This window comes from Maritimibacter dapengensis (genome assembly GCF_019218265.1).
Taxonomy (GTDB): Bacteria; Pseudomonadota; Alphaproteobacteria; order Rhodobacterales; family Rhodobacteraceae; genus Maritimibacter; species Maritimibacter dapengensis.
On the sequence record NZ_JAHUZE010000001.1, the window covers coordinates 510,224 to 533,153 of the forward strand.

The 22,930-nt window shown below is 62.3% G+C and carries 25 protein-coding genes; 14 read left to right on the forward strand and 11 right to left on the reverse strand.

Annotation, left to right across the window (positions count from 1 at the left end; translation table 11 throughout):
• The first annotated feature begins 20 nt into the window (after positions 1–20).
• Genes KJP28_RS02600 through polA form a run of 4 tightly spaced genes read left to right on the forward strand, consistent with a single transcriptional unit; the run spans position 21 to position 5,048 of the window.
• Positions 21–1,598, forward strand: coding sequence for a DUF5928 domain-containing protein (locus KJP28_RS02600; protein WP_218390668.1), 1,578 nt, complete (start codon positions 21–23; stop codon positions 1,596–1,598).
• Positions 1,599–1,608: 10 nt separating this feature from the next.
• Positions 1,609–1,986 carry an HIT domain-containing protein gene (locus tag KJP28_RS02605; RefSeq protein WP_218390669.1) on the forward strand — a complete coding sequence of 126 codons (378 nt, stop codon included), beginning with the start codon at positions 1,609–1,611 and terminating at the stop codon, positions 1,984–1,986.
• Positions 1,987–2,045: 59 nt separating this feature from the next.
• On the forward strand, positions 2,046–2,225 hold the full coding sequence (locus KJP28_RS02610) for a zinc-finger domain-containing protein (protein WP_218390670.1): 180 nt from the start codon (positions 2,046–2,048) through the stop codon (positions 2,223–2,225).
• 24 nt (positions 2,226–2,249) lie between these two features.
• Positions 2,250–5,048, forward strand: a complete 2,799-nt coding sequence (gene polA, locus KJP28_RS02615) for a DNA polymerase I (RefSeq protein ID WP_218390671.1) — start codon at positions 2,250–2,252, stop codon at positions 5,046–5,048.
• On the opposite strand, the gene KJP28_RS02620 is transcribed toward polA, so the two are convergent.
• On the reverse strand, positions 5,045–5,353 hold the full coding sequence (locus KJP28_RS02620) for an ArsR/SmtB family transcription factor (protein WP_218390672.1): 309 nt from the start codon (positions 5,351–5,353) through the stop codon (positions 5,045–5,047). The genes polA and KJP28_RS02620 overlap by 4 nt on opposite strands.
• 331 nt (positions 5,354–5,684) lie before the next feature.
• Here KJP28_RS02620 and deoC point away from each other — a divergent pair, with 331 nt between their 5' ends.
• Together deoC and KJP28_RS02630 are read left to right on the forward strand one after the other, a co-directional pair.
• On the forward strand, positions 5,685–6,674 hold the full coding sequence (deoC, locus tag KJP28_RS02625) for a deoxyribose-phosphate aldolase (protein ID WP_255552158.1): 990 nt from the start codon (positions 5,685–5,687) through the stop codon (positions 6,672–6,674).
• 3 nt (positions 6,675–6,677) lie between these two features.
• A complete protein-coding gene (locus tag KJP28_RS02630; RefSeq protein WP_218390674.1) occupies positions 6,678–9,029 on the forward strand; it encodes an aldehyde dehydrogenase family protein in 2,352 nt (783 codons plus the stop codon).
• 3 nt (positions 9,030–9,032) lie between these two features.
• On the opposite strand, the gene KJP28_RS02635 is transcribed toward KJP28_RS02630, so the two are convergent.
• The 5 genes from KJP28_RS02635 to nth all read right to left on the reverse strand — a co-directional run bounded on the left by KJP28_RS02635 (position 9,033) and on the right by nth (position 12,089).
• Positions 9,033–9,470, reverse strand: a complete 438-nt coding sequence (locus KJP28_RS02635; protein WP_218390675.1) for a c-type cytochrome — start codon at positions 9,468–9,470, stop codon at positions 9,033–9,035.
• A 59-nt stretch (positions 9,471–9,529) separates the two neighbouring features.
• On the reverse strand, positions 9,530–9,973 hold the full coding sequence (locus KJP28_RS02640) for a c-type cytochrome (protein WP_218390676.1): 444 nt from the start codon (positions 9,971–9,973) through the stop codon (positions 9,530–9,532).
• A gap of 56 nt (positions 9,974–10,029) precedes the next feature.
• A complete protein-coding gene (locus KJP28_RS02645) occupies positions 10,030–10,347 on the reverse strand; it encodes a hypothetical protein (protein ID WP_218390677.1) in 318 nt (105 codons plus the stop codon).
• Between the two features lie 111 nt (positions 10,348–10,458).
• Entirely contained in the window at positions 10,459–11,448 is a 990-nt protein-coding gene (locus tag KJP28_RS02650; protein ID WP_218390678.1) for an adenosine kinase, read from the reverse strand.
• Positions 11,445–12,089 carry an endonuclease III gene (nth, locus tag KJP28_RS02655; RefSeq protein ID WP_218390679.1) on the reverse strand — a complete coding sequence of 215 codons (645 nt, stop codon included), beginning with the start codon at positions 12,087–12,089 and terminating at the stop codon, positions 11,445–11,447. The genes KJP28_RS02650 and nth overlap by 4 nt, the downstream gene beginning before the upstream one ends.
• Positions 12,090–12,223: 134 nt before the next feature.
• Here nth and KJP28_RS02660 point away from each other — a divergent pair, with 134 nt between their 5' ends.
• The 5 genes from KJP28_RS02660 to KJP28_RS02680 all read left to right on the forward strand — a co-directional run bounded on the left by KJP28_RS02660 (position 12,224) and on the right by KJP28_RS02680 (position 15,825).
• Positions 12,224–13,084 carry a methylated-DNA--[protein]-cysteine S-methyltransferase gene (locus KJP28_RS02660; protein WP_218390680.1) on the forward strand — a complete coding sequence of 287 codons (861 nt, stop codon included), beginning with the start codon at positions 12,224–12,226 and terminating at the stop codon, positions 13,082–13,084.
• A gap of 113 nt (positions 13,085–13,197) precedes the next feature.
• A complete protein-coding gene (locus KJP28_RS02665; RefSeq protein WP_218390681.1) occupies positions 13,198–13,833 on the forward strand; it encodes a YiaD family glycine zipper/OmpA-like lipoprotein in 636 nt (211 codons plus the stop codon).
• Between the two features lie 114 nt (positions 13,834–13,947).
• Entirely contained in the window at positions 13,948–14,712 is a 765-nt protein-coding gene (locus tag KJP28_RS02670; protein ID WP_218390682.1) for a hydroxypyruvate isomerase family protein, read from the forward strand.
• Positions 14,713–14,773: 61 nt separating this feature from the next.
• Positions 14,774–15,139, forward strand: a complete 366-nt coding sequence (locus tag KJP28_RS02675) for a VOC family protein (protein ID WP_218390683.1) — start codon at positions 14,774–14,776, stop codon at positions 15,137–15,139.
• Entirely contained in the window at positions 15,136–15,825 is a 690-nt protein-coding gene (locus KJP28_RS02680) for a helix-turn-helix transcriptional regulator (protein WP_218390684.1), read from the forward strand. The genes KJP28_RS02675 and KJP28_RS02680 overlap by 4 nt, the downstream gene beginning before the upstream one ends.
• On the opposite strand, the gene KJP28_RS02685 is transcribed toward KJP28_RS02680, so the two are convergent.
• Positions 15,826–16,749 (reverse strand): cation diffusion facilitator family transporter, encoded by a 924-nt coding sequence (locus KJP28_RS02685; protein ID WP_218390685.1) that lies wholly within the window; start codon positions 16,747–16,749, stop codon positions 15,826–15,828.
• 67 nt (positions 16,750–16,816) lie between these two features.
• Here KJP28_RS02685 and KJP28_RS02690 point away from each other — a divergent pair, with 67 nt between their 5' ends.
• The gene (locus tag KJP28_RS02690) at positions 16,817–17,221 is read left to right on the forward strand and encodes a MerR family transcriptional regulator (protein ID WP_218390686.1); all 405 of its coding nucleotides are present in this window, start codon (positions 16,817–16,819) and stop codon (positions 17,219–17,221) included.
• Here KJP28_RS02690 and KJP28_RS02695 read toward each other — a convergent pair.
• Positions 17,218–17,991 (reverse strand): SDR family NAD(P)-dependent oxidoreductase, encoded by a 774-nt coding sequence (locus KJP28_RS02695; RefSeq protein ID WP_218390687.1) that lies wholly within the window; start codon positions 17,989–17,991, stop codon positions 17,218–17,220. The two genes, KJP28_RS02690 and KJP28_RS02695, sit on opposite strands and share 4 nt — an antisense overlap.
• Complete coding sequence (locus tag KJP28_RS02700) at positions 17,991–19,013, reverse strand: NADP-dependent oxidoreductase (protein ID WP_218390688.1); 1,023 nt, start codon at positions 19,011–19,013, stop codon at positions 17,991–17,993. The genes KJP28_RS02695 and KJP28_RS02700 overlap by 1 nt, the downstream gene beginning before the upstream one ends.
• A 129-nt stretch (positions 19,014–19,142) precedes the next feature.
• Here KJP28_RS02700 and KJP28_RS02705 point away from each other — a divergent pair, with 129 nt between their 5' ends.
• On the forward strand, positions 19,143–20,786 hold the full coding sequence (locus KJP28_RS02705; RefSeq protein WP_218390689.1) for a long-chain fatty acid--CoA ligase: 1,644 nt from the start codon (positions 19,143–19,145) through the stop codon (positions 20,784–20,786).
• 43 nt (positions 20,787–20,829) lie between these two features.
• Here the strand turns inward: KJP28_RS02705 and KJP28_RS02710 are convergent, their stop codons facing one another.
• Together KJP28_RS02710 and KJP28_RS02715 are read right to left on the reverse strand one after the other, a co-directional pair.
• Positions 20,830–21,579: an SDR family NAD(P)-dependent oxidoreductase gene (locus KJP28_RS02710; RefSeq protein ID WP_218390690.1), complete on the reverse strand. Its 750-nt coding sequence runs from the start codon at positions 21,577–21,579 to the stop codon at positions 20,830–20,832.
• Between the two features lie 259 nt (positions 21,580–21,838).
• On the reverse strand, positions 21,839–22,309 hold the full coding sequence (locus KJP28_RS02715) for a MarR family winged helix-turn-helix transcriptional regulator (protein WP_218390691.1): 471 nt from the start codon (positions 22,307–22,309) through the stop codon (positions 21,839–21,841).
• A gap of 75 nt (positions 22,310–22,384) precedes the next feature.
• On the opposite strand from KJP28_RS02715, the gene KJP28_RS02720 reads away from it, so the two are divergent.
• The gene (locus tag KJP28_RS02720; protein WP_218390692.1) at positions 22,385–22,879 is read left to right on the forward strand and encodes a PaaI family thioesterase; all 495 of its coding nucleotides are present in this window, start codon (positions 22,385–22,387) and stop codon (positions 22,877–22,879) included.
• The last annotated feature ends 51 nt before the right edge of the window (positions 22,880–22,930 follow it).

A 22,930-nucleotide genomic window follows, 5' to 3' on the forward strand; every position in this document is an offset into this window, starting at 1 on the left:
AGAGGTAAATTGGACCGCGTATGGCAAAAATAGCCTTCATTTTATTGTGTCATAAAGACCCCAAGGCGATCATTGATCAGGCGACGCGACTGACGGCGGCGGGCGACTATATCTCGATACATTTTGACGCCCGGTCGTCACGATCGGACTTCGACATGATACAGGCGGCGCTGTCGGAAAATGCGAGCGTTACCTTCGCCAAGACGCGTGTGAAGGGCGGATGGGGCGAGTGGTCTCTGGTCGAAGGCACATTGCACGCTGTCGAAGCGGCGGTCGAGGCGTTCCCGCGGGCGACGCATTTCTACATGGTGTCGGGCGATTGCATGGCGATCAAGTCGGCGGAATACGCGCATGAGTTCCTCGATGCGGACGATGTCGACTACATCGAGAGTTTCGATTTCTTCAAGTCCGACTGGATCAAGACCGGGATCAAGGAAGACCGGCTGATCTGGCGCCACTGGTTCAACGAACGCACCCAGAAATGGTTGTTCTATACCTCCATGAACCTGCAGAAGCGGCTGGGGCTCAAGCGCCGGATCCCGGCGGACATCCAGGTGCAGATCGGATCGCAATGGTGGTGCCTGAGGCGGCGCACGGTTGAATGGATACTGGAGTTCACGCGGCAGCGCCGCGACGTCATGCGCTTTTTCGCAACGACCTGGATTCCCGACGAGACGTTCTTCCAGACCCTCGTTCGCCATCTCGTGCCAGACGAAGAGATCGAAACACGAACCCTCACCTTCCTGATGTTCACCGATTACGGGATGCCGGTGACGTTCTACAACGACCACTACGACATGCTCCTGTCGCAGGATTACCTGTTCGCCCGCAAGATCAGCCCGGATGCGCATGAGCTCAAGCGGCGACTCGGGGCGCTCTATGCATCCGATACGGTTGATTTCAAGATTTCCAACGAGGGGCGCAACCTGTTCACCTTCCTGACCGGGAGGGGGCGGATCGGACAGCGGTTCGCGGAACGCTTCTGGGAATCGGAAACCACGCTCGGGCGGGACCGCGAATTGCTGATCGTCGTGTCGAAGAAATGGCATGTGGGCAAACGGCTCCTGCAACGCCTGCGCGAAACGACGAATATCCCGGCCATCGATTATCTTTTTGACGAGGAGAGCACGCCACTCCCTGATCTCGGTGGCATTCAGGGAACGATCGAGAAACGCACGCGGCACCGCCGGGCGTTGATGCGGATGTTGTTCGATTATTATCAGACCGACAGGTTGGCCATTGGGATGGACCCGGCGGATATCGACCTGATGAAGGATTTTTACGCCGACCGATCCAAGACACGGCTTCTCGAGATCGAGACGAATTTCACCGACGAGTGGATCTTGGGCCATGCGCTGCGGGTGGGGCTTGCCGGCGAACGCACGCCGGAAGAGGCGATCGAACGGCTGATTCCGACGATCCGGCAGGATTTCTTCTATGAATCCGACCGCATCCGGGACGAAGGGTTCGAAGAAACGCACATCATGCGCGAAAGCGGGACTGTCGAGGAAAATACCGAAGCCCTTGCCAAGTTCCTAACGATCCCTGAAGAAAGGGCTTTGGAGATCGCCCGTACCGAGGGCTTTTTCGGAGATTGAGCGAGGACCGATGCCTTATACCTACGACGACCAGAACATCTTCGCGAAGATCCTGCGCGGCGAAATTCCGAACGACACGGTGATGGAGACCGAGCACAGTCTCGCGTTCAACGACATTCAACCGCAGGCCCCCGTCCACGTTCTGGTCATTCCGAAGGGGGCTTTCGTGAATTACGATCATTTCGTCGCGGACGCGAGCGACGCGGAGATCGTCGATTTTTCCCGGACGGTTCAGGCGGTGATCGAACAGCTTGAGATCGCGCCGGGCGCGGATGGGCTGGGCTACCGGCTGATCGCCAACAGCGGTGAAGCCGGAATACAGGAGGTGCCGCATCTCCATTTCCATATCCTCGGCGGCCGGGTTCTGGGACGGATGTTGCCGCGCTGAGGCTTGTCGCCACGCGTGTGACTGATAGGATGACATGAAGCATTCCAAGAGGCCAAGAGATGACGACCCAGGCACCCGAAACCAAGGTTGTGGACAAGAGAAAAGTCGCCTGTGACGGCGGCGGACCGGCTGGTGGGCACCCGCGGGTCTGGCTGACGATCCCGGAGGATGTCGGCTATGTGGAATGCGGTTATTGCGATACGAAATACGTCTATCAGGATTTCGCGAAAGACGCGTGATCCGGTGATGGGTCGGGGGGTGAGATGACATTCGGCAAAGGGTGCCATCTGCACCTCATCGACGGTTCGGCCTTCATCTTCCGGGCGTACCACGCGTTGCCGCCATTGACGCGGAAATCCGACGGCTTGCCGATCGGGGCGGTGGCCGGTTTCTGCAACATGCTGTTCAAAACGGTCGAGGATAATCAGGGCCCCGACGCGCCGACGCATGTCGCGGTGATTTTCGATTATTCGGGCAAGTCGTTCCGAAACGACATCTATGATCTGTACAAGGCCAATCGTCCGCCCGCGCCGGAAGACCTCGTGCCGCAGTTTCCCCTGACCCGTGACGCGACCCGCGCGTTCAACATCGCCTGCATCGAGCAGGAGGGGTTCGAGGCGGACGACATCATCGCCACCTATGCCCGTCAGGCCCGCGAAGCAGGGGGGCGGGTTACGATCATCTCGTCCGACAAGGACCTGATGCAGCTTGTGGGTGGCGGCGTCGAGATGCTGGACGCGATGAAGAACAAGCGGATCGGGATCGAGGGTGTCGAAGAAAAATTCGGCGTCGGCCCGGACCGGGTGGTGGATGTGCAGGCGCTCGCTGGCGACAGCGTGGACAACGTGCCGGGCGCGCCGGGGATCGGGATCAAGACCGCAGCACTTCTGATCAACGAGTTTGGCGACCTCGATACGCTCCTTGAACGAGCCGAAGAGATCAAGCAACCGAAGCGCCGCGAGACGCTGATCGAAAAGGCAGACCAGATTCGCATGAGCCGTGAGCTCGTGACGTTGGACGACCATGTGCCGGTCGAAGAAGGGCTGGACGCCTTCGAGCTGCGCGAACCCGAGGCTGAGACGCTTCTGCCGTTCCTCGCATCGATGGAGTTCCGTTCGTTGTCGAAGCGGATCGCGGACCGGATGGGCGTGGAGCCTGTGGTGATCCCGGAGCCTGCTGCGGCTGAGGATGCCGGCGGCGAGGAGCCGGAATGGCCGGAGATCGACCCCGAGAAATATGAGTGGGTCAAGGACGACGCGGCGCTCGGCCGCTGGATCGACCTGATCCGCGAACGCGGCTATGTCGCGGTCGATACGGAGACCACCTCGCTCAATGAAATGCAGGCGGAACTCGTGGGCATATCGCTCGCCGTGATACCCGGAGAGGCGTGTTATATCCCGCTCACGCACAAGACCGGCGAAAGTGGTGACCTGTTTGGATCGGGCGACCGCGCCGAAGGCCAGATGGAGACGGAGGCCGTGCTGGAAGCGTTGAAGCCGGTGCTCGAAGATCCGTCGATCCTCAAAATTTTCCAGAATGCGAAATACGACTGCAAGCTGTTTCGCCGCTACGGCGTCTGGGTCACACCGATCGACGACACGATGCTCATGTCCTATGCGCTTCATTCCGGGCTGCACAACCACGGGATGGACGCGTTGTCGGACCGCTACCTCGGCCATACGCCGATCCCGATCAAGGATTTGCTGGGGACCGGGAAAAGCGCGATCACCTTCGATTACGTCAAGATCGAGGATGCGGTGAAATACGCCGCCGAGGATGCCGATATCACGCTGAGACTCTGGCATACCTTCAAGCCCAGGCTGCACCGCGCAAAGGTGACGACTGTCTACGAGACGCTGGAACGCCCGTTGTCGCCTGTGCTGGCCACGATGGAGATGAACGGGGTGCAGGTGGACCGTGACGTGCTGTCGCGCATGTCCAACGCCTTCGCGCAGAAGATGGCTGGTCTGGAAGCAGAGATACACGAATTGGCTGGTGAAAGCTTCAACGTCGGGAGCCCGGCGCAGCTTGGTGAAATCCTGTTCGAGAAGATGGGTTTCGAAGGGGGGAAGAAAGGCAAGACCGGCAAGTATTCGACCCCAGCCGACGTGCTCGAAGACCTCGCCGCCCAGCACGACCTGCCCGCCCGCGTGCTCGACTGGCGGCAGTTGTCGAAGCTGAAGTCGACCTATACCGATGCCCTTCAGACGCATATCGACCCGGATACGGGACGGGTTCACACCTCCTATATTCAGACCGGGGCGAATACCGGGCGGCTCGCCTCGACCGATCCGAACCTTCAGAACATTCCGGTGCGTAGCGAAGAGGGCCGGCGTATCCGCGAAGCGTTCGTCGCGCCAGAGGGCAAACGGCTCCTGTCGCTCGACTACAGCCAGATCGAGCTTCGTATCCTTGCCCATGTCGCGGGGATCGAGAGCATGAAGCAGGCGTTCCGCGACGGCGAGGACATCCACGCGGCCACGGCGAGCGAAATGTTCGACGTGCCTCTGGACGAGATGACGCCCGATGTGAGGCGGCAGGCCAAGGCGATCAATTTCGGCGTGATCTACGGGATTTCAGGCTTCGGTCTCGCGCGAAACCTCAGGATCGAACGCAAGCAAGCGCAGGGGTTCATCGACCGCTATTTCGAGAAATATCCGGGCATCAAGGAATACATGGACGAGACCGTGGCCTTTGCAAAGGAACACCAGCGTGTCGAGACGCTGTTCGGGCGCGTGATCCATACGCCGGAAATCAACGCCAAAGGGCCGCACGCCGGTTTCGCGAAGCGGGCCGCGATCAATGCGCCGATTCAGGGCACGGCGGCGGACATCATTCGGCGGGCCATGATCCGAATGCCTGACGCGATCGAAGCACTCCCCGTCAAGATGCTGCTCCAGGTCCATGACGAATTGATCTTCGAAGTCGACGAGGCCGCTGTGGACGACGTGATCCCCGTCATCCGTGAGGTCATGGAGGGTGCGTCGAACCCGGCCGTTAAGCTCGACGTACCGCTCGTCGTCGATGCGGGGCAGGGCGCGAACTGGGCCGAAGCGCACTAGGCGAAGCGCCCTCGCAACCCGGATTCCGTCGCCATGGCATGGGCGAGCGTGATGGCGCGGCAGAACTCCTTGGTTTCGAGCACGTACGCCACCTCGCTCCCCTTGCGCTTCCGCTTAACGAGGCCGCTCCGCTCCATGTCCCGGACATGGTGGATCAGTGACGCGTCGCAAAGGCCGGATGCCGTCTGCAGGGTGCGGTAGGTGGCGCCGTTGTCCGGGTCTTCGGCAAGCAGTCGAAAAATCCGGGACCGACGCGGATGTGACAGGGCTCGGAAATTTGTGGCGAGGCGGTCGTCGATAGACATGAGTTTCTCCCGTTTTTGGTTTCCATTCGTGATGACGGTAACGGCGAAGTCTTATGGTCGGGTTAATGTCTTCGTTAACATGGTTGGGGTTTCTGTATGTGAATCAGGGACCTAAGGATTCCGGGATTCTAGAATTCTAGAATCCCGGAATCCTCGGATCGAAAGCCAGACGACGCGGTTTGTCGTTCCGGTCAATGCTCTCATCGGATCCAACACACGAAGCCGGTTCTCCATTTGCCGACGTTCGCGGTTCAAAATTTGACCAAACGGAAAATATTGCCTTGCCTATCGGCTCATGCGAGGGTCGGACAAACCCTTCGCGGAGTCTTTCATGCAACTCGATAAGGCGACAACCACTAGCCATCTCCCAGAGGTGGTCGAGCCGCGCAACCCGGGCCTCGACCTCGATATGAACTGGGTTCGCAGCGCACAAGCGAACACATCGGCAATCGAGCGTCGTGCTGGCACGATCGGCACGCGGCGGACCGTGAAAAAGGAGTATCAGGCGGCCTGGTTGCTCAAGGCGATTACGATGATCGACCTGACGACCTTGTCGGGAGACGACACCGAGAACCGTGTGCGGCGGCTGTGCGCCAAGGCCGCGCACCCCGTGCGCCACGACCTGCTCGAAGCACTGGGGGTTGATGCCATCACGACCGGCGCGGTCTGTGTCTATCACGACATGATCGCCGCCGCTGTCGACGCGCTGGACGGCACCGGCATTCCGGTGGCCGCTGTTTCGACGGGGTTTCCGGGGGGGCTCTCGCCCTATCACCTTCGCGTGGCGGAGATCGGTGAAAGCGTGAAGGCCGGTGCGCGGGAAGTCGACATCGTGATCTCACGGCGCCATGTGCTGACAGGAAATTGGCAGGCGCTATACGACGAGATGCGCGAATTTCGCGAGGCCTGCGGCGAGGCGCATGTGAAGGCGATCCTCGCCACCGGCGAACTCGGCACCCTGCGCAACGTGGCACGGGCGAGCGTCGTCTGCATGATGGCGGGGGCCGATTTCATCAAGACGTCGACCGGCAAAGAAAGCGTGAACGCCACGCTTCCCGTCAGCCTTGTGATGATGCGGGCGATCCGGGATTACCACGCGCGCACCGGGTTTCGCGTCGGCTACAAACCGGCGGGCGGGATTTCCAAAGCGAAGGATGCTTTGACCTATCTCGCCTTGGTGAAAGAGGAGTTGGGCGACGACTGGCTCAGCCCGCATCTGTTCCGGTTCGGGGCCTCGTCGCTTCTGGGCGATATCGAACGACAGCTCGAACATCACGTCACCGGGCATTATTCGGCGGGCTACCGTCATGGGATGGGGTGAGGCATGACCATCAAGGAAATCTTCGAGACCATGGATTACGGGACCGCCCCGGAAAGTGCCAAGGAAGCCGAGGCCTGGCTGGATCGCCACGACCGCGCCTTCGGGCTTTTCATCGGGGGCAGTTGGACCAAGCCCAACGAGACTTTTGCGACGAAGAACCCCGCAACCGGTGAAGAACTGGCGCAGGTCACGCAGGCCGGGGGCGATGATGTCGACGCGGCCGTGCGCGCAGCCCGCAAGGCGCAGCCCGGGTGGGCGAAACTCTCGGGCCATGCCCGCGCCCGTGTGCTCTATGCCATCGCGCGGCTCATACAGAAGCATTCCCGCCTGTTCTCGGTTCTCGAGACCATGGACAACGGCAAGCCCATCCGCGAAAGCCGCGATATCGACATACCGTTGGTCGCGCGGCACTTCTATTATCATGCGGGCATGGCGCAGCTTCAGGATCGCGAACTGGCGGACCGTGAGGCGCTGGGCGTCGCGGGCCAGATCATCCCGTGGAATTTTCCGCTTCTGATGCTGGCCTGGAAAGTCGCGCCAGCTATCGCCATGGGCAACACGGTCGTCCTGAAGCCCGCCGAATACACCTCGCTGACCGCGCTTCTGTTCGCGGAGATCTGCGACGAAGCGGGGGTGCCGCCCGGTGTCGTGAATATCGTGACCGGCGACGGTGAGGTTGGGTCGGCGATCACCGCGCATGAAGGCATCGACAAGATCGCCTTCACCGGCTCGACAGAGGTGGGCCGGATCATCCGAAAGGCGACGGCGGGAACAGGCAAGAGCCTGACGCTCGAGCTGGGCGGCAAGTCGCCCTATATCGTTTTCGACGATGCCGATATCGACAGCGCGATCGAAGGTCTTGTGGATGCGATCTGGTTCAACCAGGGGCAGGTCTGTTGTGCCGGTTCACGGCTTCTGGTGCACGAACCCATCGCCGATGTCTTTTACGACAAACTCAAGGCGCGGATGGACAAGCTCCGGGTGGGCGACCCGCTCGACAAATCCATCGACGTGGGCGCGCTGGTCGATCCCGTTCAGCTCGATACCGTGTCGTCCATGGTGGCGAGCGGCGGAGGCGAGGGCGAGGTCTATCAATCCCCTGCAAAGCTTCCCAACGCAGGCTGTTACTATCCGCCAACACTCATCACCGGCATGCACCCGGCCGCGCGGTTGATGCAGGAAGAGATCTTCGGGCCGGTGCTCGTCTCCACCACCTTCCGCACGCCGGACGAGGCGGTGGCTTTGGCCAATGATACCCGCTACGGGCTCGCCGCAACGCTTTGGAGCGAGAACCTGAACCTCGCGCTCGACGTGGCGCCGAAACTCGCGGCGGGCGTGGTCTGGGTGAATGGCACCAATATGTTCGATGCGGCGGCGGGCTTCGGCGGCGTGCGCGAAAGCGGGTTCGGGCGCGAAGGCGGCTGGGAAGGCCTGCTGGCATACACGAAGCCCAAGGTGAAAGAGACCGCGCTCAAGCCTACCGCGGCTCATCCAACGCCGAACAACGCCAAGGTGGATGCGCTCGACCGAACCGCCAAGCTGTATGTCGGCGGGAAGCAAGCGCGGCCCGACGGCGGCTATTCCGCGCCCGTCTGGTCGAAAGCCGGCAAGCTTCTGGGACATGCAAGCCTCGCCAACCGAAAAGACGTGCGAAACGCGGTCGAGGCGGCGGCGGGGGCAGCGTCATGGTCGAAGACCACCGGCCATCTGCGCGCGCAGATCCTGTATTACCTCGGAGAAAACCTGTCGGCCCGGTCCGACGAATTCGCAAGCCGGATCAATGACCTGACGGGCGGACGGTCCGGGGCGAAAGAGGTTGATCTCTCGATCGACCGGCTGTTCACCTACGCGGCCTGGGCTGACAAGTACGACAGCGCGGCGAAGCCCGTGCCGATGCGTGGCGTGGCTCTTGCCATGAACGAACCCGTGGGCGTGATCGGCGCATTCTGCCCGGACGAGCATCCGCTTCTGGGTTTCATCTCGCTCGTCGCACCGGCAATCGCGATGGGCAACCGCGTGGTCGCGGTCGCGTCGGAGCCTTACCCATTGGCGGCGACGGATTTCTACCAGGTTCTTGAAACTTCGGACGTGCCCGGTGGGGTCGTGAACATCCTCACCGGTTCGCACACGGAGCTGGCACCGACGCTGGCGGGACACTTGAACGTGGATGCGGTCTGGGCGCATTCCGGCGCCGACATATCGTCGCTTGTCGAGTACGAAAGCGCCGGGAACCTGAAGCGCACGTGGGTCAACAATGCCAAAACACTGGACTGGACCGGTCCAGATGGGGAAGGGCGTGAGTTCCTGGCCCAGTCCACCGAGGTCAAGACCGTATGGGTGCCCTACGGCGAGTGACGCCTAATCTGAGGCGCGATAATCCGCATGGCACGCACGGCAGGTCTTTCCGATCCGCCGCATCGCCGGACGCAGGTCGCCGACGCTCTCAATCTCGCCGACGAGACCGGAACTTACGGCTTGCAGCGCACCGGCCTTCTCTTGGAAATCCTCGAAATCGGTCCAGATCTCCGGGAGGGCCCCGGATTTCGGGTCGGTGGACTCTGCGCTGAACAAGGTGGGGATGCGCTCGGCTTCCTGCGCGATGGTTTTCAGGGCCGCGTCGATACGCGACGCTTCGAAGTCAATCTCACCCTTCGCGGTGCCGCCGATCGTTTTCATTTCCTGTGCGATAGCGGACATGCCGTTCATGCGGGCAAGCACGTCCTCGTCTTCGACGCCGGTATGGGCGATTGCTGCGGTTCCAACCGTCGCGGCAAGCAAGATGATGCCTGTTTTCATTTGATTGATCCTTTGCGCCAGCGTGCGCCCACGCCCCGCCTTGGGGCGCGGGCTTGGTTTCAGTCGATGCCGTTGGCCTGTTGCAATTCGCGCACGTAGGTCGTGATCGCGCTGACGTCGCCTTGGGTCAGACCCTCCTGCGGAGGCATGTCGCCAAACTTCCAATGATGTGCGGGTACGCCTCGTTGCACGGCGAGTTGAAAGGACATGTCGCCGTGGTGACCCGGCTCGTAGATTTTATGCACGAGCGGTGGGCCGGAGCCGTCGATGCCGGTGGCATTCTCGCCATGGCATGCCGCGCACACCGCGTCGAACGCCGTTTTCCCGATCTTTGCTTCCTGTGACAAACTGTCTGGCAAGGAGATCGAGACGAGTGCCGCGCCCTCGGCGGGGTCGGTTGAAGGGGCCACGGCAGTCTCGTCAGGGGTGCTGCCCCCGATGAAGAGATACGCCCCGCCGGCAAGGATGGCGGCGACAATGGCCAATAGAATTGTCTTGTTCATGTGTTCCTCGATGTCGTGTTCATCCTGACCGCGCCGGGCGCGGCCGCGAAGTGACATCAGGATCGGGGCGGGGGTGGTGTCACCGACAGCCTGCGCGAGGCATGGTGTTCTATGCTCGTCGTTTGCGGCGCGCGCACCGCGTCGTCGGGTGGTGGGAGCGGGGCGCGTGCATCGGGCAAGGTCACGATCAGGCATCCGGGCATCAGGTCACAACCCGCGCCGGTATCGGTGACGCCGTGACCAAGGACATCTGGGCACCCGTCGCAAAGGTGATGCATGTCAGGGCCATGGTCCGTCACACCGGGCAGCGCTGCGGCACCGGAGACGGCGAACAGGCTCAGGACGAGCGACAGGCAAAGGGCGACGAGACGCATCGAGTCGGATCCAATTGGTGGTCGGTTTTCGATCGACGGGTACCCTATAGGACTGCGCGGGAGGTATCAATCGGCCTGACTTGCACATGGCGTCGCAGCCCCTCGGGACCGTCAGAGCGCGATGCCGTTGTCGCGGAACAGTACCTTGAGGTCGGCTTCGGGGCGGGGCCCAAGGTGCGTGATGACCTCACCAGCCGCAAGGGTTCCCATGCGACCGCAGGTTTCGAGGTCGCGGCCGGTGGCGTAGCCGTAGAGGAAGCCAGCCGCGAACTGGTCGCCCGCGCCGGTGGTGTCGACCGGGTCGATGCGCTTGACCGGCACCGTCGCCTCTTCGTCGCCGCGCACGAGCACGACGTCGGAGCCGGAACGGGTGCAGACGACCATGCCGCATTCTTGCGACGCCTGTTCCAGTGCCGCCGAGAGGTCGGTCTGGTAGAGGCTTTCCCATTCATGTTCGTTGCCAATCACGAAATCCATCTCGCGCACGAAGCGGCGAAAATCGTCGCGATGCCGTTCAACGCAGAACGGGTCGGAGAGCGACAGGCCGACCTTGCCGCCGGCCTCGTGGGTCAGTTTCGCCGCGCGGTCGAAGGCTGCCTTGCCCTTGTCCTTGTCATACAGGTAACCCTCTAGAAACATGACTTCGGTGTCGCGGGCGGTTTCTTCGTGCACGTCGTCGCCCGACAATTCCGCGCCTTCCCCGAGATAGGTGTTCATCGACCGCTCGCCGTCCGGCGTCACGAAGATCATCGAGCGCGAGGTTGGCGTCTTGGCACCCTTCACGGGCTCGTTAGTGAACACCGTCCCGTCTTCGGTCATTTCATGGGCATAGAACCGCCCCAGCGCATCGTCTGCCACGCGGCCGATGAACCCGGTGGATAGGCCGAGATTGCCGAGGCCTGCCAGCGTATTGGCGACCGAGCCGCCCGGCGCCTGCCACCGATTGTCCATCGCGCCATAGAGGAGCTCACCCCGGTCTTTTTCGACAAGCTGCATGATGCCCTTCTCGATCCCCATGTTGGCGATGAAATTGTCGTCGCACTGGGTGATGACATCGACGATGGCGTTGCCGATGCCGACGACTTGGAAGCGTTTGGTCAAAGGTTCTTCTCCTCGAATTGGCAGAGGTCTCGGATGAGGCAGGCGGCGCATTGCGGTTTGCGCGCCTTGCAGGTGTAGCGGCCATGCAGGATGAGCCAGTGATGGGCGTGAAGCTGGTAATCGGCGGGGACGTTGTCCTCGATCGCGCGCTCGACGGCGACCACGTCCTTGCCCGGACATATGCCTGTGCGATTGCCGACGCGGAAGATATGCGTGTCCACGGCCTGTGCGGGGTAGCGCCACCACATGTTGAGGACCACGTTCGCGGTCTTGCGCCCCACACCGGGTAGCGATTGGAGCGCGGCGCGACTGTTGGGCACCTCGCCGCCATAGGTATCGACGAGGATGCGTGACAGCTTGATGACGTTCTTGGCCTTCTGGCGGAAAAGCCCGATGGTCTTGATGTATTCCGTCAGGCCCTCTTCCCCGAGGGCGAGCATCTTGTCCGGCGTGTCTGCGACGCGAAACAGCTCTTTCGTCGCTTTGTTTACGCCCGCATCCGTGGCCTGCGCCGACAACGCGACCGCCACGACCAGCGTGTATGCATTCACGTGATCGAGTTCGCCTTTCGGTTCGGCTTCGGCCTCGTGGAACCGCCGGAACACCTCGCGGATCGTGTTGTAATCCATCTGCTTCGCCATGGACGTCGGTATCGGCGGTTTCGCGGGGCAGGGCAAGGGTGGGGACGCATGTTCTGCGACAGGCGCGATTTGCGCAGGAAACGGGTCGCGTGTGGACGGGCTTGGGCCTATCTTCGGATCAAAGGAGTGACGCCATGAACGTGCCGAGCATCGACCGCATAGACAGCCCCGAGGGGCATTACCATTACCAGGTGATCCGCCGTGCGATCGACGCAATCGACGCGGCCGGGGGCGAGACGTTGCCGCTCGACCGATTGGCCGAGGAAGTCGGTTTGAGTCCCGCGCATCTGCAACGGCTGTTCTCGAAATGGGCCGGGGTGAGCCCGAAACGCTACCAGCAATTCCTGACACTGGATCACGCGCGTGCCTTGCTCAGGGATCGGTTCACGACGCTCGAAACGGCGAACACGCTGGGGCTGTCTGGCACCGGGCGTCTGCATGATCTTTTTCTGACATGGGAAGCGATGAGCCCTGGCGAGTACGCCAGGGGTGGTGAGGGGCTTACGATCCGCTGGGGGTGGTTCGACAGCCCATTCGACCTTGCCCTCGTCATGGCCACCGACAGGGGCATCTGCGGGCTGGCCTTCGCGGCGGAAACAGGCGCACAAGCCGCGATGACGGATATGATCGCGCGTTGGCCGGATGCGACATTCGTGGAAGATCCGATGAGCCTCTCGCAGGATGCGCTTGCCGTTTTCGAACAATCGGGTGAGGCGCGGCTTCACATGATCGGTGCTCCGTTTCAGATCAAGGTCTGGGAGGCGCTGATGGCTATTCCAACCGGTCACGTGACGACCTACTCCGAGATCGCGGGCGCGGTGGGCAAGCCGCGTGCCGTGCGGGCTGTCGGCACGGCGGTGGGCAGAAACCCCGTCAGCTGGCTCATCCCCTGCCATCGCGCTATGCGCAAGTCGGGCGGGCTTGGCGGCTACCATTGGGGTCTGCCGGTCAAGCGCGCGATGCTGGCGTATGAGGCCGCGACAACTGAGGGCTGAGGTCCCGCCTCACGGCTGATTGCCGCCGACCTGCGCGGTCCACACCTTTCAGTCGCCGCCAAACTCCGTATGTTGGCGGGCGAAAGCTGGACCATCTCTTCAAGGTAAATACCATGACCCTCATGAAACCTATTCTCATTCTGCCGCTCGTCGGTGCTCTCACGTTGTCGGCCTGCGACACGATGGGGTCACGCGAACGCGCAGGCGTGGCGACCGGCGCGGTTGCCGGTGGCTTGCTGGGGGCCGCGATTCCCGGAAACCGTGGCGCGACCGCTGCCATCGGCGCGGCCGGCGGCGCTGTCGTCGGCGGGATCGTCGGCAGCCAACTCGACCGCCAGGCGGGCGAATTGCGCCAGAACTTCGGAAACGACCGTATTCAGGTCATCAACACCGGGACCGCGCTCAAGGTCGTGATGCCACAGGATATCCTATTCGCCACCGACAGCGCTACGGTCTCGCCGGGTCTGACGGGCGATCTGCGCGTGCTCGCTGCGCATCTTCGCAAATACCCCGGCAGCCGCGTGCGCGTGATCGGCCACACCGACAACACCGGTGATGCCGGCTACAACCTGCAACTCTCGGAACGGCGGGCGCAGGCCGTGACGGCCGCGCTCGTGTCGAACGGTGTGGGCGGGACGCGTGTCGTCTCGGTCGGTCGGGGCGATAGCCAGCCGGTCGCGACCAATCTCACGCCTGAGGGTCGGGCGCAGAACCGGCGTGTCGAGATCATCATCGACCCGAACAATTGATCCCCTGACCCGGCGCGGGCCAAGCAACGCGCGCCGGGTTTACACTCTCGGCGCGAGCAGCTCATATCCGTGGAGCAACCCGGTGCGCATTGCGCCGCTTTGCAGGGGAAAGACATGCCGCGATTTGCCGCCAACATCACATTCCTGTTCCGTGAACTGCCCTTCCTGGACCGGATCGAGGCCGCGGCTGATTTCGGGTTCTCGGGGGTCGAGGCGCTGTTTCCCTACGACGACGCGGCGAGCCAGATCAATCGGCGGCTCACACGCGCGGCGATCCCCATGGTGCTCATCAACTGCCCGCCACCGAACTGGGCTGGTGGCGAGCGTGGCTTCGCCGCAGTGCCTGGGCTGAGCGAGCGGTTCCGGCACGATTTCAAACGCTCGGTGCGGTTCGCGGAGGCGCTTGGCGTGGCCCGGCTCCATGTCATGGCGGGCAATGTGAACGGGTTGGTTGCGCGCCAGACGTTCATGGAAAACCTGCGGTGGGCGGCCGACGAGGCCCCCGACATGCAGCTTACGATCGAGCCAATCAACGGTCACGACATGCCTGGGTACTACCTGAATGATTTCGATCAGGCGGCTGAAATTCTGGACGAGGTGAACGCCAAGAACCTCGGCCTTCAATTCGACATGTATCACGCGCAGATGATCACCGGCGACGGCATGTCGGTGTGGGAGACGCATGGCAACCGCGCCGTGCATGTCCAGATCGGGGGCGTTCCCGGTCGGCACGAACCGATGGGTGGCGACATCGACTACCCGGCCTTTTTCGCTGCTCTGGACAGTGGCGCTTACAAGGGCTGGGTGTCTGCCGAGTACAACCCTGAAGGTGACACCCGCAAGGGGCTGGGCTGGATGGACATGGTGAAAGGCTCCTGACAGAATGCTGTCAGTTGGGGGGTGCTAGACAGGTCTCATCAACCAACCAAGGAGATGAGACATGAACACCCAACCTATTGTCGTTTGGGGGGAAATTCCGGTGAAAGACCTCGAAGCCGGCGCGAAATTCTATGACGCCGTGTTCGGCTATACCAGCCAGGTTGACAGGAGCGGCCCTGCACCCATGGTGCTTCTGAACGGCGCCGCCGACACGGTCGGGGCGAACCTTTGCGAAGGACAGACAGCCACAGGGAGTATCATCCATTTTGCCGTGCCAGACACCTGCGAAGATGCCGCGAGCCGCGTCGCTGCGGCGGGGGGCAAGGTGCTAGGCGACCCGATCACCATTCCGCCGGGGCGTTTCGTCATGGCGCTCGACCCCGACGGCAATCAGATCGGGCTGTTCCAACCGCACGGCACCGCATGAGACGGGCCGACCGCCTGTTCCAGATCGTGCAGTATCTGCGAGGCGGTCGGCTGACCCGCGCCCGCGACCTTGCCGAGAAACTCGAGGTCAGCGAGCGCACCATTTACCGTGACGTCGCGGACCTGATCGGCTCCGGCGTGCCCATCGAGGGTGAGGCCGGCGTCGGTTACGTCATGCGGGCGGGGTATGACCTGCCGCCGCTCATGTTCAACCGAGAAGAGATCGTGGCGCTTGTCGCGGGCGCGCGCATGGCGCGGACATGGGGCGGGCTCGAGATGGCGCGCGCCGCAGAAGAAGCTCTGGTGAAGATCGAGGCGGTGCTGCCAGACAGCCTGCGCGCGCGTGCCGAGAGCGTGGCGATCCATTCTGTCGATTTCCTGGGGCAAGACCCGGTGGAGCGCGCCAAGCTCGACCTGCTCGAAGGCGCGGCGGACCGGCGGGAGCGTATCCATTTCGACTACGAAGACCGGGAAGGGCAGGCCAGTTCGCGGGTCGTCCGCCCACTTGGCCTGTTCTTCTGGGGCAGGACCTGGACGCTCGCAAGTTGGGACGAAGGGCGCGATGATTTCCGCACCTTCCGCGTCGATCGGATGGAGAACCTGACCAAAGGCGCGTCGTTTCGTGAGGAACGCGACAAGACGCTCCATGCCTACTATATTCAACAGGGGCGCAGGCCGCCGACCTGATCAGCCTCCGATGCGGGCTGGCTCTTCACAGGCGGCCTGCGAGGTTTCGGCGTCGAGCGTCACGTGGCCTATGCCGAACCGATCTGCGAGCATGTCGCGCAGCGCGGCCTTGGTTCTCGCGAGGGCGGCGAGGTCCTCGCCCTCCGCCACCACATGCGCTTCGAGGGAGGTGACGCTTTCCGTGATCTGCCAGATATGCAGGTGGTGGACAGACGCCACGCCCGGTGTTGCCTCCATCGCGTCGATTACCGCGTCCGGCGCGATCCCCGGTGGGGTGCCGAGCATCAGCATACGGATCACGCCCCTGATTTCGGATACGGACATCCACAGGATGTAGCCTGCGATCAGGAGTGTCGCGACGGGGTCGGCCCAGGTCCAGCCGAAGGCGATGATGAGTAGCCCGGTCACGATCACCGCCACCGAGCCGAGCGCGTCTGCGAGATTGTGCAGGAACGCGGCCCGAATGTTTACACTGTCCTTCGACAGACGGTAGGTCAGAAGCGCGGTGGCGAGATCGACGACGAGCGCGAAACCGGACACGATGATCATGAGCCAGCCCGCGACGTCCGTCGGGGTAATGAGCCGCTCGACCGCCTCGTAGACAAGATAGAGACCGATCACGATCAGCGTCGTCAGGTTGATAAGGGCGGCCACCAATTCGGCGCGCTTGTAGCCGAATGTCATGGTCTCGTCAGTGGGCCTGCGCCCGATCTTGCGCGCGAACCACGCGATGGCGAGGCTGGCCGCGTCCGACAGGTTGTGCACCGCATCGGCGATCAGGGCGACGGAGCCGGACAGGATGCCGCCGACGATTTCGGCCAGGGTGAGAAGCACATTGATCCCGACCGCCGAAGCGACCGCTCGGTCGCCTGCGTCGGGGTCCACATGATGATGGTGGCCGTGATGAGCGTAGTCGTGGGGCATGGTAATCTCCGTCTGCCCCCCCTATGTAATTCCTCTAGCGACTAGAGGTTCAAGGGGAAATTTCATAATGTTCTCAATCGGTGATCTGTCCCGGCACACCGGGGTCAAGGTGCCCACCATCCGCTATTACGAGCAGGTCGGGCTGATCGAGGCCGATGAGCGGACCGAGGGCAACCAGCGGCGCTATTCGCGCGCGGGGCTCGAGCGGCTCGGCTTCATTCGCCATGCCCGCGACCTTGGCCTGTCGCTCGATGCGATCCGGGCGCTCGTGGCACTGGACCCGGCGGATCATGCCACGACACATGCGATTGCGCGGGAGCACCTGGCGGATATACGTGACCGTATGGGTCGGCTCGCGCGGCTGGAGGCCGAGCTTAAACGTATCATGGCCGCCTGTGACGGCAGCCATGACCATGAGTGCAACATTCTCGAGGCGTTTGCGGATCATGGGCAATGCGCCCATGAGCATTAGCTTTCCTCGATCGACCACCCGCCATCGACGATGAGCGTCTGCCCGGTCGTCCAGGCCCCGGCGCGCGACCCGAAATACAAAGCCGCCCCCGCGATATCGTCGGGTTCGCCCAGCCGTTTGAGCGAATAGGATTTGGCGATGGCTTTTTCGCGTTCCGGGTCCTCGTAGAGCGCCGAGGCGAACTTGGTCTTCACCACCGCCGGGGCGATGCCGTTAACACGGATGTTGTCACGCCCATAGGCCGTCGCGAGGTTTCGAACGATCTGCGTGTCCGCGGCTTTCGTCACGGCATAGATGCCGAGGTTTTTCGATCCCTTGAACGCCGCGATGGACGAGATGATGACAATCGCACCGCCGCCTTTTTCCTGCATGCCCGGCACCACGGCCTTGCAGAGCTTCATGTTTGACCGGATGTTGACCGCGATGGTCTTGTCGAACGCATCGTCCGGAGTGTCGAGGAAAGGGCCCATGTAGGGGTTCACAGCGGCGTTGCAGACCAGCACGTCCACTTTGCCCAACGCCTCTTCGGTCTTGGCCACAAGCGCGTCAATATCCGCGTCGTCCGAGATATTGGCCGGGATTGCCACAGCCTTGCCGCCGCCCTTGGCGTTGATTTCTTCCGCCACCGCGTCGCAGGCGTCTGCCTTGCGCGACGAGATGACGACATTGGCGCCGGCTTCGGCCATCGCTTCGGCGATTGCCTTGCCGATCCCTCGGGTCGAGCCGGTGACAAGCGCGGTCTGGCCGCTCAGGTCGAAGAGGCTGTGCATCAGGAAATCCTCACGATCTGCTTGCCGAAATTGCCACCCTTCAGCATCGACATGAAAGCGTCGGGGGCGTTCTCCAGCCCCTCGGCCACGTCCTCGGTGAACTTGATTGTGCCGTTCGCGACAAGCGGCGCGACGTCCTTGAGAAAGGCCGGGAACCGATCGAAGTGATCCGAGATGATGAAACCCTGCGCGCGCATCCGGTTGACCAGCATGGAACGCCAGAACTTCGGGAGGTCATAGCTCTCGGCGGTGCCGCCTGTGTCGTAGAAGGCAATCATGCCGCAGATCGGGATACGCCCAAAGGTGTTCATGTTGGGCAGCACACCCTCGAGCACCTTGCCCGCCACGTTCTCGAAATAAATGTCGATCCCGTCCGGGCAGGCCGCTCCGATCTGGGCGCGGGCATCCTTGGCGTCCGAGAATCCACGGTGGTCGAGGCAGGCGTCGAATCCGAATTTCTCGACCGCATGGGCGCATTTTTCTTCGCCCCCCGCGATGCCGATGACCTTGAGCCCCTTGTGCTTGGCGTATTGTCCGACCATCGAGCCCACAGGCCCGGTGGCCGCCGCGACGACAAGCGTTTCACCCTCTTTCGGTTCGCCGATTTCGGTCAGCCCGTACCAGCCGGTGAAGCCCGGCATCCCGAGAACGCCAAGCGCCGTGGTCTCCGGCACGCCATCGGGCAGTTTTCGAAGGTCTTTCGCGCGCATGATCGCGTGGTCGCACCAACCGGTCATGCCAAACACCTTGTCGCCGGGCGCTATGCCATCGGCATTCGATTCGAGCACCTCTCCGACGGTGCCACCCTCCATCACCCCGTCCACCTCGACGGGCTTTGCGTATGACTTTGCGTCATCCATCCGGCCCCGCATGTAGGGGTCGAGTGACATTGCGGTGACCTTGATCAGAACCTCGCCTACGTCGGGGGCGCCAAGCTCCTTGGTTTCAAGGCGAAAATTCTCACGCCCAACGGGCCCGTTCGGGCGGCTGGCCAATACGATCTGCTTTGCGGTGACGGACATTTCTGCTTTCCTTCTCCCTGAGTCTTGCTGATACTCAAGCTTGAAATTCAGTTTCGCAAGGCAAAACACCCGAAGGTGACGTGGCGGAGGAGGCCCGTCGCGTCCGAACGGGAAAAGGGAGGAGACACCATGCAGGGCATGATGATGCATCGGCCTTTGTCGATCATTTCCATTCTGGAATACGCGGCCGAGGCCCATGCGGGGTCGGGGATCGTGACACTCGAAACCCACGGCGAAGTGACGCGTCAGAGCTATGGCGAGACCTATCAACGGGTCGGACAACTGGCCCATGCGCTCAAGGCTATGGGCATCGACCCGGGGGACCGCGTCGCCACGCTGGCCTGGAATAACCGGCGGCATTTCGAGCTTTATTATGCGATTTCCGGGATCGGCGGCATCTGCCACACGATCAACCCGCGCCTGTCCGCCGAGCAAATGATCTATATCGTCAATCACGCCGAAGATCGTGTGATTTTCGTCGATGCGACCTTCCTGCCGATCCTCGCCGCGCTACGCGAACATCTGCCGAAAGAACTGCGCATCGTGGTCATGGCGGATCACGATCACATGCCCGACACCGAGTTGGAGGTGTTCTGCTACGAAGGGCTGATCGACGGGCAGAAGACGACCTACGACTGGCCCGAGCTGGACGAGAATACGGCCGCGAGCCTGTGCTATACGTCGGGCACGACCGGCAATCCCAAGGGCGCGCTTTATAGCCATCGTTCGACGGTGCTCCACGCGCTCATGGTCGGCACGATCCTCGGCCCGGCGCTTCCAAGCGGTGATAACGGCGAGACCAACATTCTGCCCGTGGTGCCGCTGTTCCACGTCAACGCCTGGGGTCTGCCCTATGCCGCGCCGATCATCGGCGCGAACCTCGTTATGCCGGGGCCGGGTCTTGATGGCGAGAACCTGTGGAAGCTCATGGAGGCCGAGAATGTCGGGTCCGCTTGGGGCGTGCCGACGGTCTGGATGGGTCTTCTGGGCGAGATCGAGAAACAGGGCCGCAAGCCCGCCGCGCTCGAAGACGTCGTGGTGGGCGGATCCGCCGCGCCGCGCTCGATGATCGAGACGTTCGAGAAGATGGGTGTCAACGTGAACCACGCCTGGGGCATGACCGAGATGTCGCCCATCGGGACGCACGGCGTCATGCCGCCATGGGTCAACGATCTGCCGTTCGATGAGAAGATGAACTACAAGCAGCTTCAGGGCCGCAGGTGCTTCGGTGTCGATCTCAAGATTGTCGACGAGGAAGGAAACCGGCAACCGCATGACGGCGAGGCTATCGGCGAGCTGTTCGTGCGCGGCAACGCAGTTGTGTCGGGTTATTTCAAGAACGAAGAGGCGACCGCCGCCGCGCTGGATGCCGAAGGATGGTTCGGCACGGGCGACGTGGCCTCGATCGGCAAGGACGGGTTTCTGACGATCCAGGACCGGGCCAAGGACCTCATCAAATCGGGGGGCGAATGGATCTCGTCCATCGACCTCGAGAACGCCGCCATGAGCCATCCGGGGATCGCCAATTGCGCGGCCATCGGCGTGGCGCACCCGAAATGGGACGAACGCCCCGTGCTCGTCGCGGTCGCCGCGAAGGACACGAAGCCCTCGCTCGACGAATTGCGCGAGCATATGTCGGTCCATTTCGCGAAGTGGCAATTGCCCGACGACGTGGTGTGGGTGGATGAGCTGCCGCTGACCGCGACCGGCAAGGTGTCGAAACTGAACCTTCGCAAGCAACTCGCCGATTACAAACACCCCGAGGTGGCGTGACCCGTCGGCGAGGCGAGCGTAGCGCCGCCTCGCCGACTGCATTTCATCGCGCGGTGTATCCTCCGTCGACTGGATAGACTCCGCCGGTCGCGAAACCGGCGGCATCCGAGAGCAGGAACGCGACGAGGTCCGCGACCTCCTGCCGTCGCGCCATGCGGCCCATCGGGTGAAGGGCGGCAATGGAGTCGCGAACGTCGTCGGGCATATCCTGCATGGCGGGGGTGTCGACGAATCCCGGTGCGACTGCGTTCACGCGGATGCCTTTGTCGGCATAGTCCAGCGCCGCCTCGCGCGTCAGGCCGATCACGCCGTGCTTGGCCGCGGTGTAATCCGACAGGCCGCCGATCCCAACGAATCCGTTGGCAGAGGCCAGGTTGACGATTGCGCCGCCGCCCGCATCCAACATCGCGGTGATTTCGTGCTTCAGGCAAATGAAGCACCCGGTCAGGTTTGTCGCCAACACGTCCTGCCAAGTAGAAAGCGATTTCGACGCGAGCGGCGTGGGGGCCTCGACCGGCCCGCCAGCATTGTTCACGGCAAGGTGCAACTCCCCGAACCGTTGCGCGATCCGGGACATCATCTCCTCGACCGAAGGTTCGTGGCTCACGTCGCAGGTGACGCCCATCGCTCTCTTGCCGGTCGGATCGAGCTCTTGCGCGTATCTGTCCGCATCGCCCTTGGTTCGGCTGCACAGGGCGACATTCGCGCCGCGATCGAACAATGTCCTGACGATGGTCTCGCCGTTGCCGCGCGTGCCACCGGTCACGAGGGCGGTCTTGCCTGACAGGTCCATGTGTCATCCTCCCTGAGTTCACACGGGGTGAACATCAGTGTGACACGAGAAGTTCGTGCTGGTCAGCCACATCGAGTGAGGCAGGTGACAGCGTGTTGTCAGGAGTGTGAGGCAGGCTTGGACGTATCACGGCGTGGATATGCAGTGATGCTCGCGCTTATCGGCAACGGCGTTTTATCGGGCCTGTTGCGCGACCTCACGCGTGCAAACTGGTTGGTGGGCTTCGATTTGGCGCAGTCTTGAAGGCAGTGCTCGATGGTCACGTCCTGTCATAGGTGGCAAGGCCGTTCAGCGATGTCATGAGCGCCGCGAGATTTCCGCCCTCTGCCTGTTCAGCTTCGACCTCGCGTTGTGCTTCGGCCCAGGCTTCTGCCCCTTGCGCGAGCGCAGCCTCGCCGCTTTCGGTCAGAGCAAGAACACGGCGTCGCTTGTCTTCTGGGTGCGGGGCGCCCATGACGTAGCCAGACCGTTCCAGAGGCACGAGGCCGCGCGACATGGCGGATTGGTCCATCTCCATGTAATCCGCGATCTTCTGCACCGTCGGCACGCGCAAAGCCTTGATCCAGGCGAGGGTGCCGAGTTGCGAGATCGACAGACCAAGCTCACCAAGCGCCGCGTCGTAAAGCCGGATCATACGCCGGGACGCACGGCGCACAGCGAGGCAGTAGCAGCTTCCCGACAGCAGTTCGGCGAGGGCAGGGGAAAGATCTTCGCGGGCGTCATCGCTCATGTTACGTCACGTTTCCTTTGACTCAATGCATATGCATATGTTTTGAATGCATATGCATGTAATGGAGATTAGGCAATGTTCGACACGGTGCCAAGACCCGAATTCTTCGTCGGTCCCGCCGATTTCGCGATACTCTCCGGCAGGACCGGCCGCGAAGCGATGCAAGGCATACTGGACGGCGAGATACCGGCCCCAAGTATGGCCAGAACCATGAATGCGTGGCTGCACGAAGTGGGCGATGGTCAAGTCGAGTTCCGTGGCGAACCGGGCGAAGAACACATGAACCCGCTCGGCACGGTCCACGGCGGCTGGGCCATGTCGCTGTTGGACAGCGTTCTCGGTTGCGCCGTGCATACGACATGCGCTGCCGGTGAGGGCTTCGTTTCGATGGATACCTCCGTCAAGTTCGTGCGGCCCATCCTTCCCTCGATGGGCCAGGTCCGGGCCATTGCGACCGTTCAGACCCGTGGCCGGCGCATCGCCAATGCCGAGGGTCGTATTGAAAGCCGGGATGGAAAGGTCGTCGCGCTCGGAACCTCCACCTGTTTCATTCAGCCGATCCCCGGTTGACCCGCCTGCGTCTTGCCTTCCCTTTGACGCAGATGGGTTCGGGCGGTGCCG

Coding starts and splice junctions, on each gene's coding strand:
- KJP28_RS02720 (WP_218390692.1), top strand. CDS start 22,385: ATGTTCGACACGGTGCCAAGACCCGAATTCTTCGTCGGTCCCGCCGAT.
- KJP28_RS02610 (WP_218390670.1), top strand. CDS start 2,046: ATGACGACCCAGGCACCCGAAACCAAGGTTGTGGACAAGAGAAAAGTC.
- KJP28_RS02710 (WP_218390690.1), bottom strand. CDS start 21,579: ATGGACCTGTCAGGCAAGACCGCCCTCGTGACCGGTGGCACGCGCGGC.
- KJP28_RS02620 (WP_218390672.1), bottom strand. CDS start 5,353: ATGTCTATCGACGACCGCCTCGCCACAAATTTCCGAGCCCTGTCACAT.
- KJP28_RS02695 (WP_218390687.1), bottom strand. CDS start 17,991: ATGCACAGCCTCTTCGACCTGAGCGGCCAGACCGCGCTTGTCACCGGC.
- deoC (WP_255552158.1), top strand. CDS start 5,685: ATGCAACTCGATAAGGCGACAACCACTAGCCATCTCCCAGAGGTGGTC.
- KJP28_RS02605 (WP_218390669.1), top strand. CDS start 1,609: ATGCCTTATACCTACGACGACCAGAACATCTTCGCGAAGATCCTGCGC.
- KJP28_RS02635 (WP_218390675.1), bottom strand. CDS start 9,470: ATGAAAACAGGCATCATCTTGCTTGCCGCGACGGTTGGAACCGCAGCA.
- KJP28_RS02660 (WP_218390680.1), top strand. CDS start 12,224: ATGAACGTGCCGAGCATCGACCGCATAGACAGCCCCGAGGGGCATTAC.
- KJP28_RS02705 (WP_218390689.1), top strand. CDS start 19,143: ATGCAGGGCATGATGATGCATCGGCCTTTGTCGATCATTTCCATTCTG.
- KJP28_RS02700 (WP_218390688.1), bottom strand. CDS start 19,013: ATGTCCGTCACCGCAAAGCAGATCGTATTGGCCAGCCGCCCGAACGGG.
- KJP28_RS02715 (WP_218390691.1), bottom strand. CDS start 22,309: ATGAGCGATGACGCCCGCGAAGATCTTTCCCCTGCCCTCGCCGAACTG.
- KJP28_RS02640 (WP_218390676.1), bottom strand. CDS start 9,973: ATGAACAAGACAATTCTATTGGCCATTGTCGCCGCCATCCTTGCCGGC.
- KJP28_RS02685 (WP_218390685.1), bottom strand. CDS start 16,749: ATGCCCCACGACTACGCTCATCACGGCCACCATCATCATGTGGACCCC.
- polA (WP_218390671.1), top strand. CDS start 2,250: ATGACATTCGGCAAAGGGTGCCATCTGCACCTCATCGACGGTTCGGCC.
- KJP28_RS02675 (WP_218390683.1), top strand. CDS start 14,774: ATGAACACCCAACCTATTGTCGTTTGGGGGGAAATTCCGGTGAAAGAC.
- KJP28_RS02600 (WP_218390668.1), top strand. CDS start 21: ATGGCAAAAATAGCCTTCATTTTATTGTGTCATAAAGACCCCAAGGCG.
- KJP28_RS02645 (WP_218390677.1), bottom strand. CDS start 10,347: ATGCGTCTCGTCGCCCTTTGCCTGTCGCTCGTCCTGAGCCTGTTCGCC.
- KJP28_RS02630 (WP_218390674.1), top strand. CDS start 6,678: ATGACCATCAAGGAAATCTTCGAGACCATGGATTACGGGACCGCCCCG.
- KJP28_RS02680 (WP_218390684.1), top strand. CDS start 15,136: ATGAGACGGGCCGACCGCCTGTTCCAGATCGTGCAGTATCTGCGAGGC.
- KJP28_RS02670 (WP_218390682.1), top strand. CDS start 13,948: ATGCCGCGATTTGCCGCCAACATCACATTCCTGTTCCGTGAACTGCCC.
- nth (WP_218390679.1), bottom strand. CDS start 12,089: ATGGCGAAGCAGATGGATTACAACACGATCCGCGAGGTGTTCCGGCGG.
- KJP28_RS02665 (WP_218390681.1), top strand. CDS start 13,198: ATGACCCTCATGAAACCTATTCTCATTCTGCCGCTCGTCGGTGCTCTC.
- KJP28_RS02690 (WP_218390686.1), top strand. CDS start 16,817: ATGTTCTCAATCGGTGATCTGTCCCGGCACACCGGGGTCAAGGTGCCC.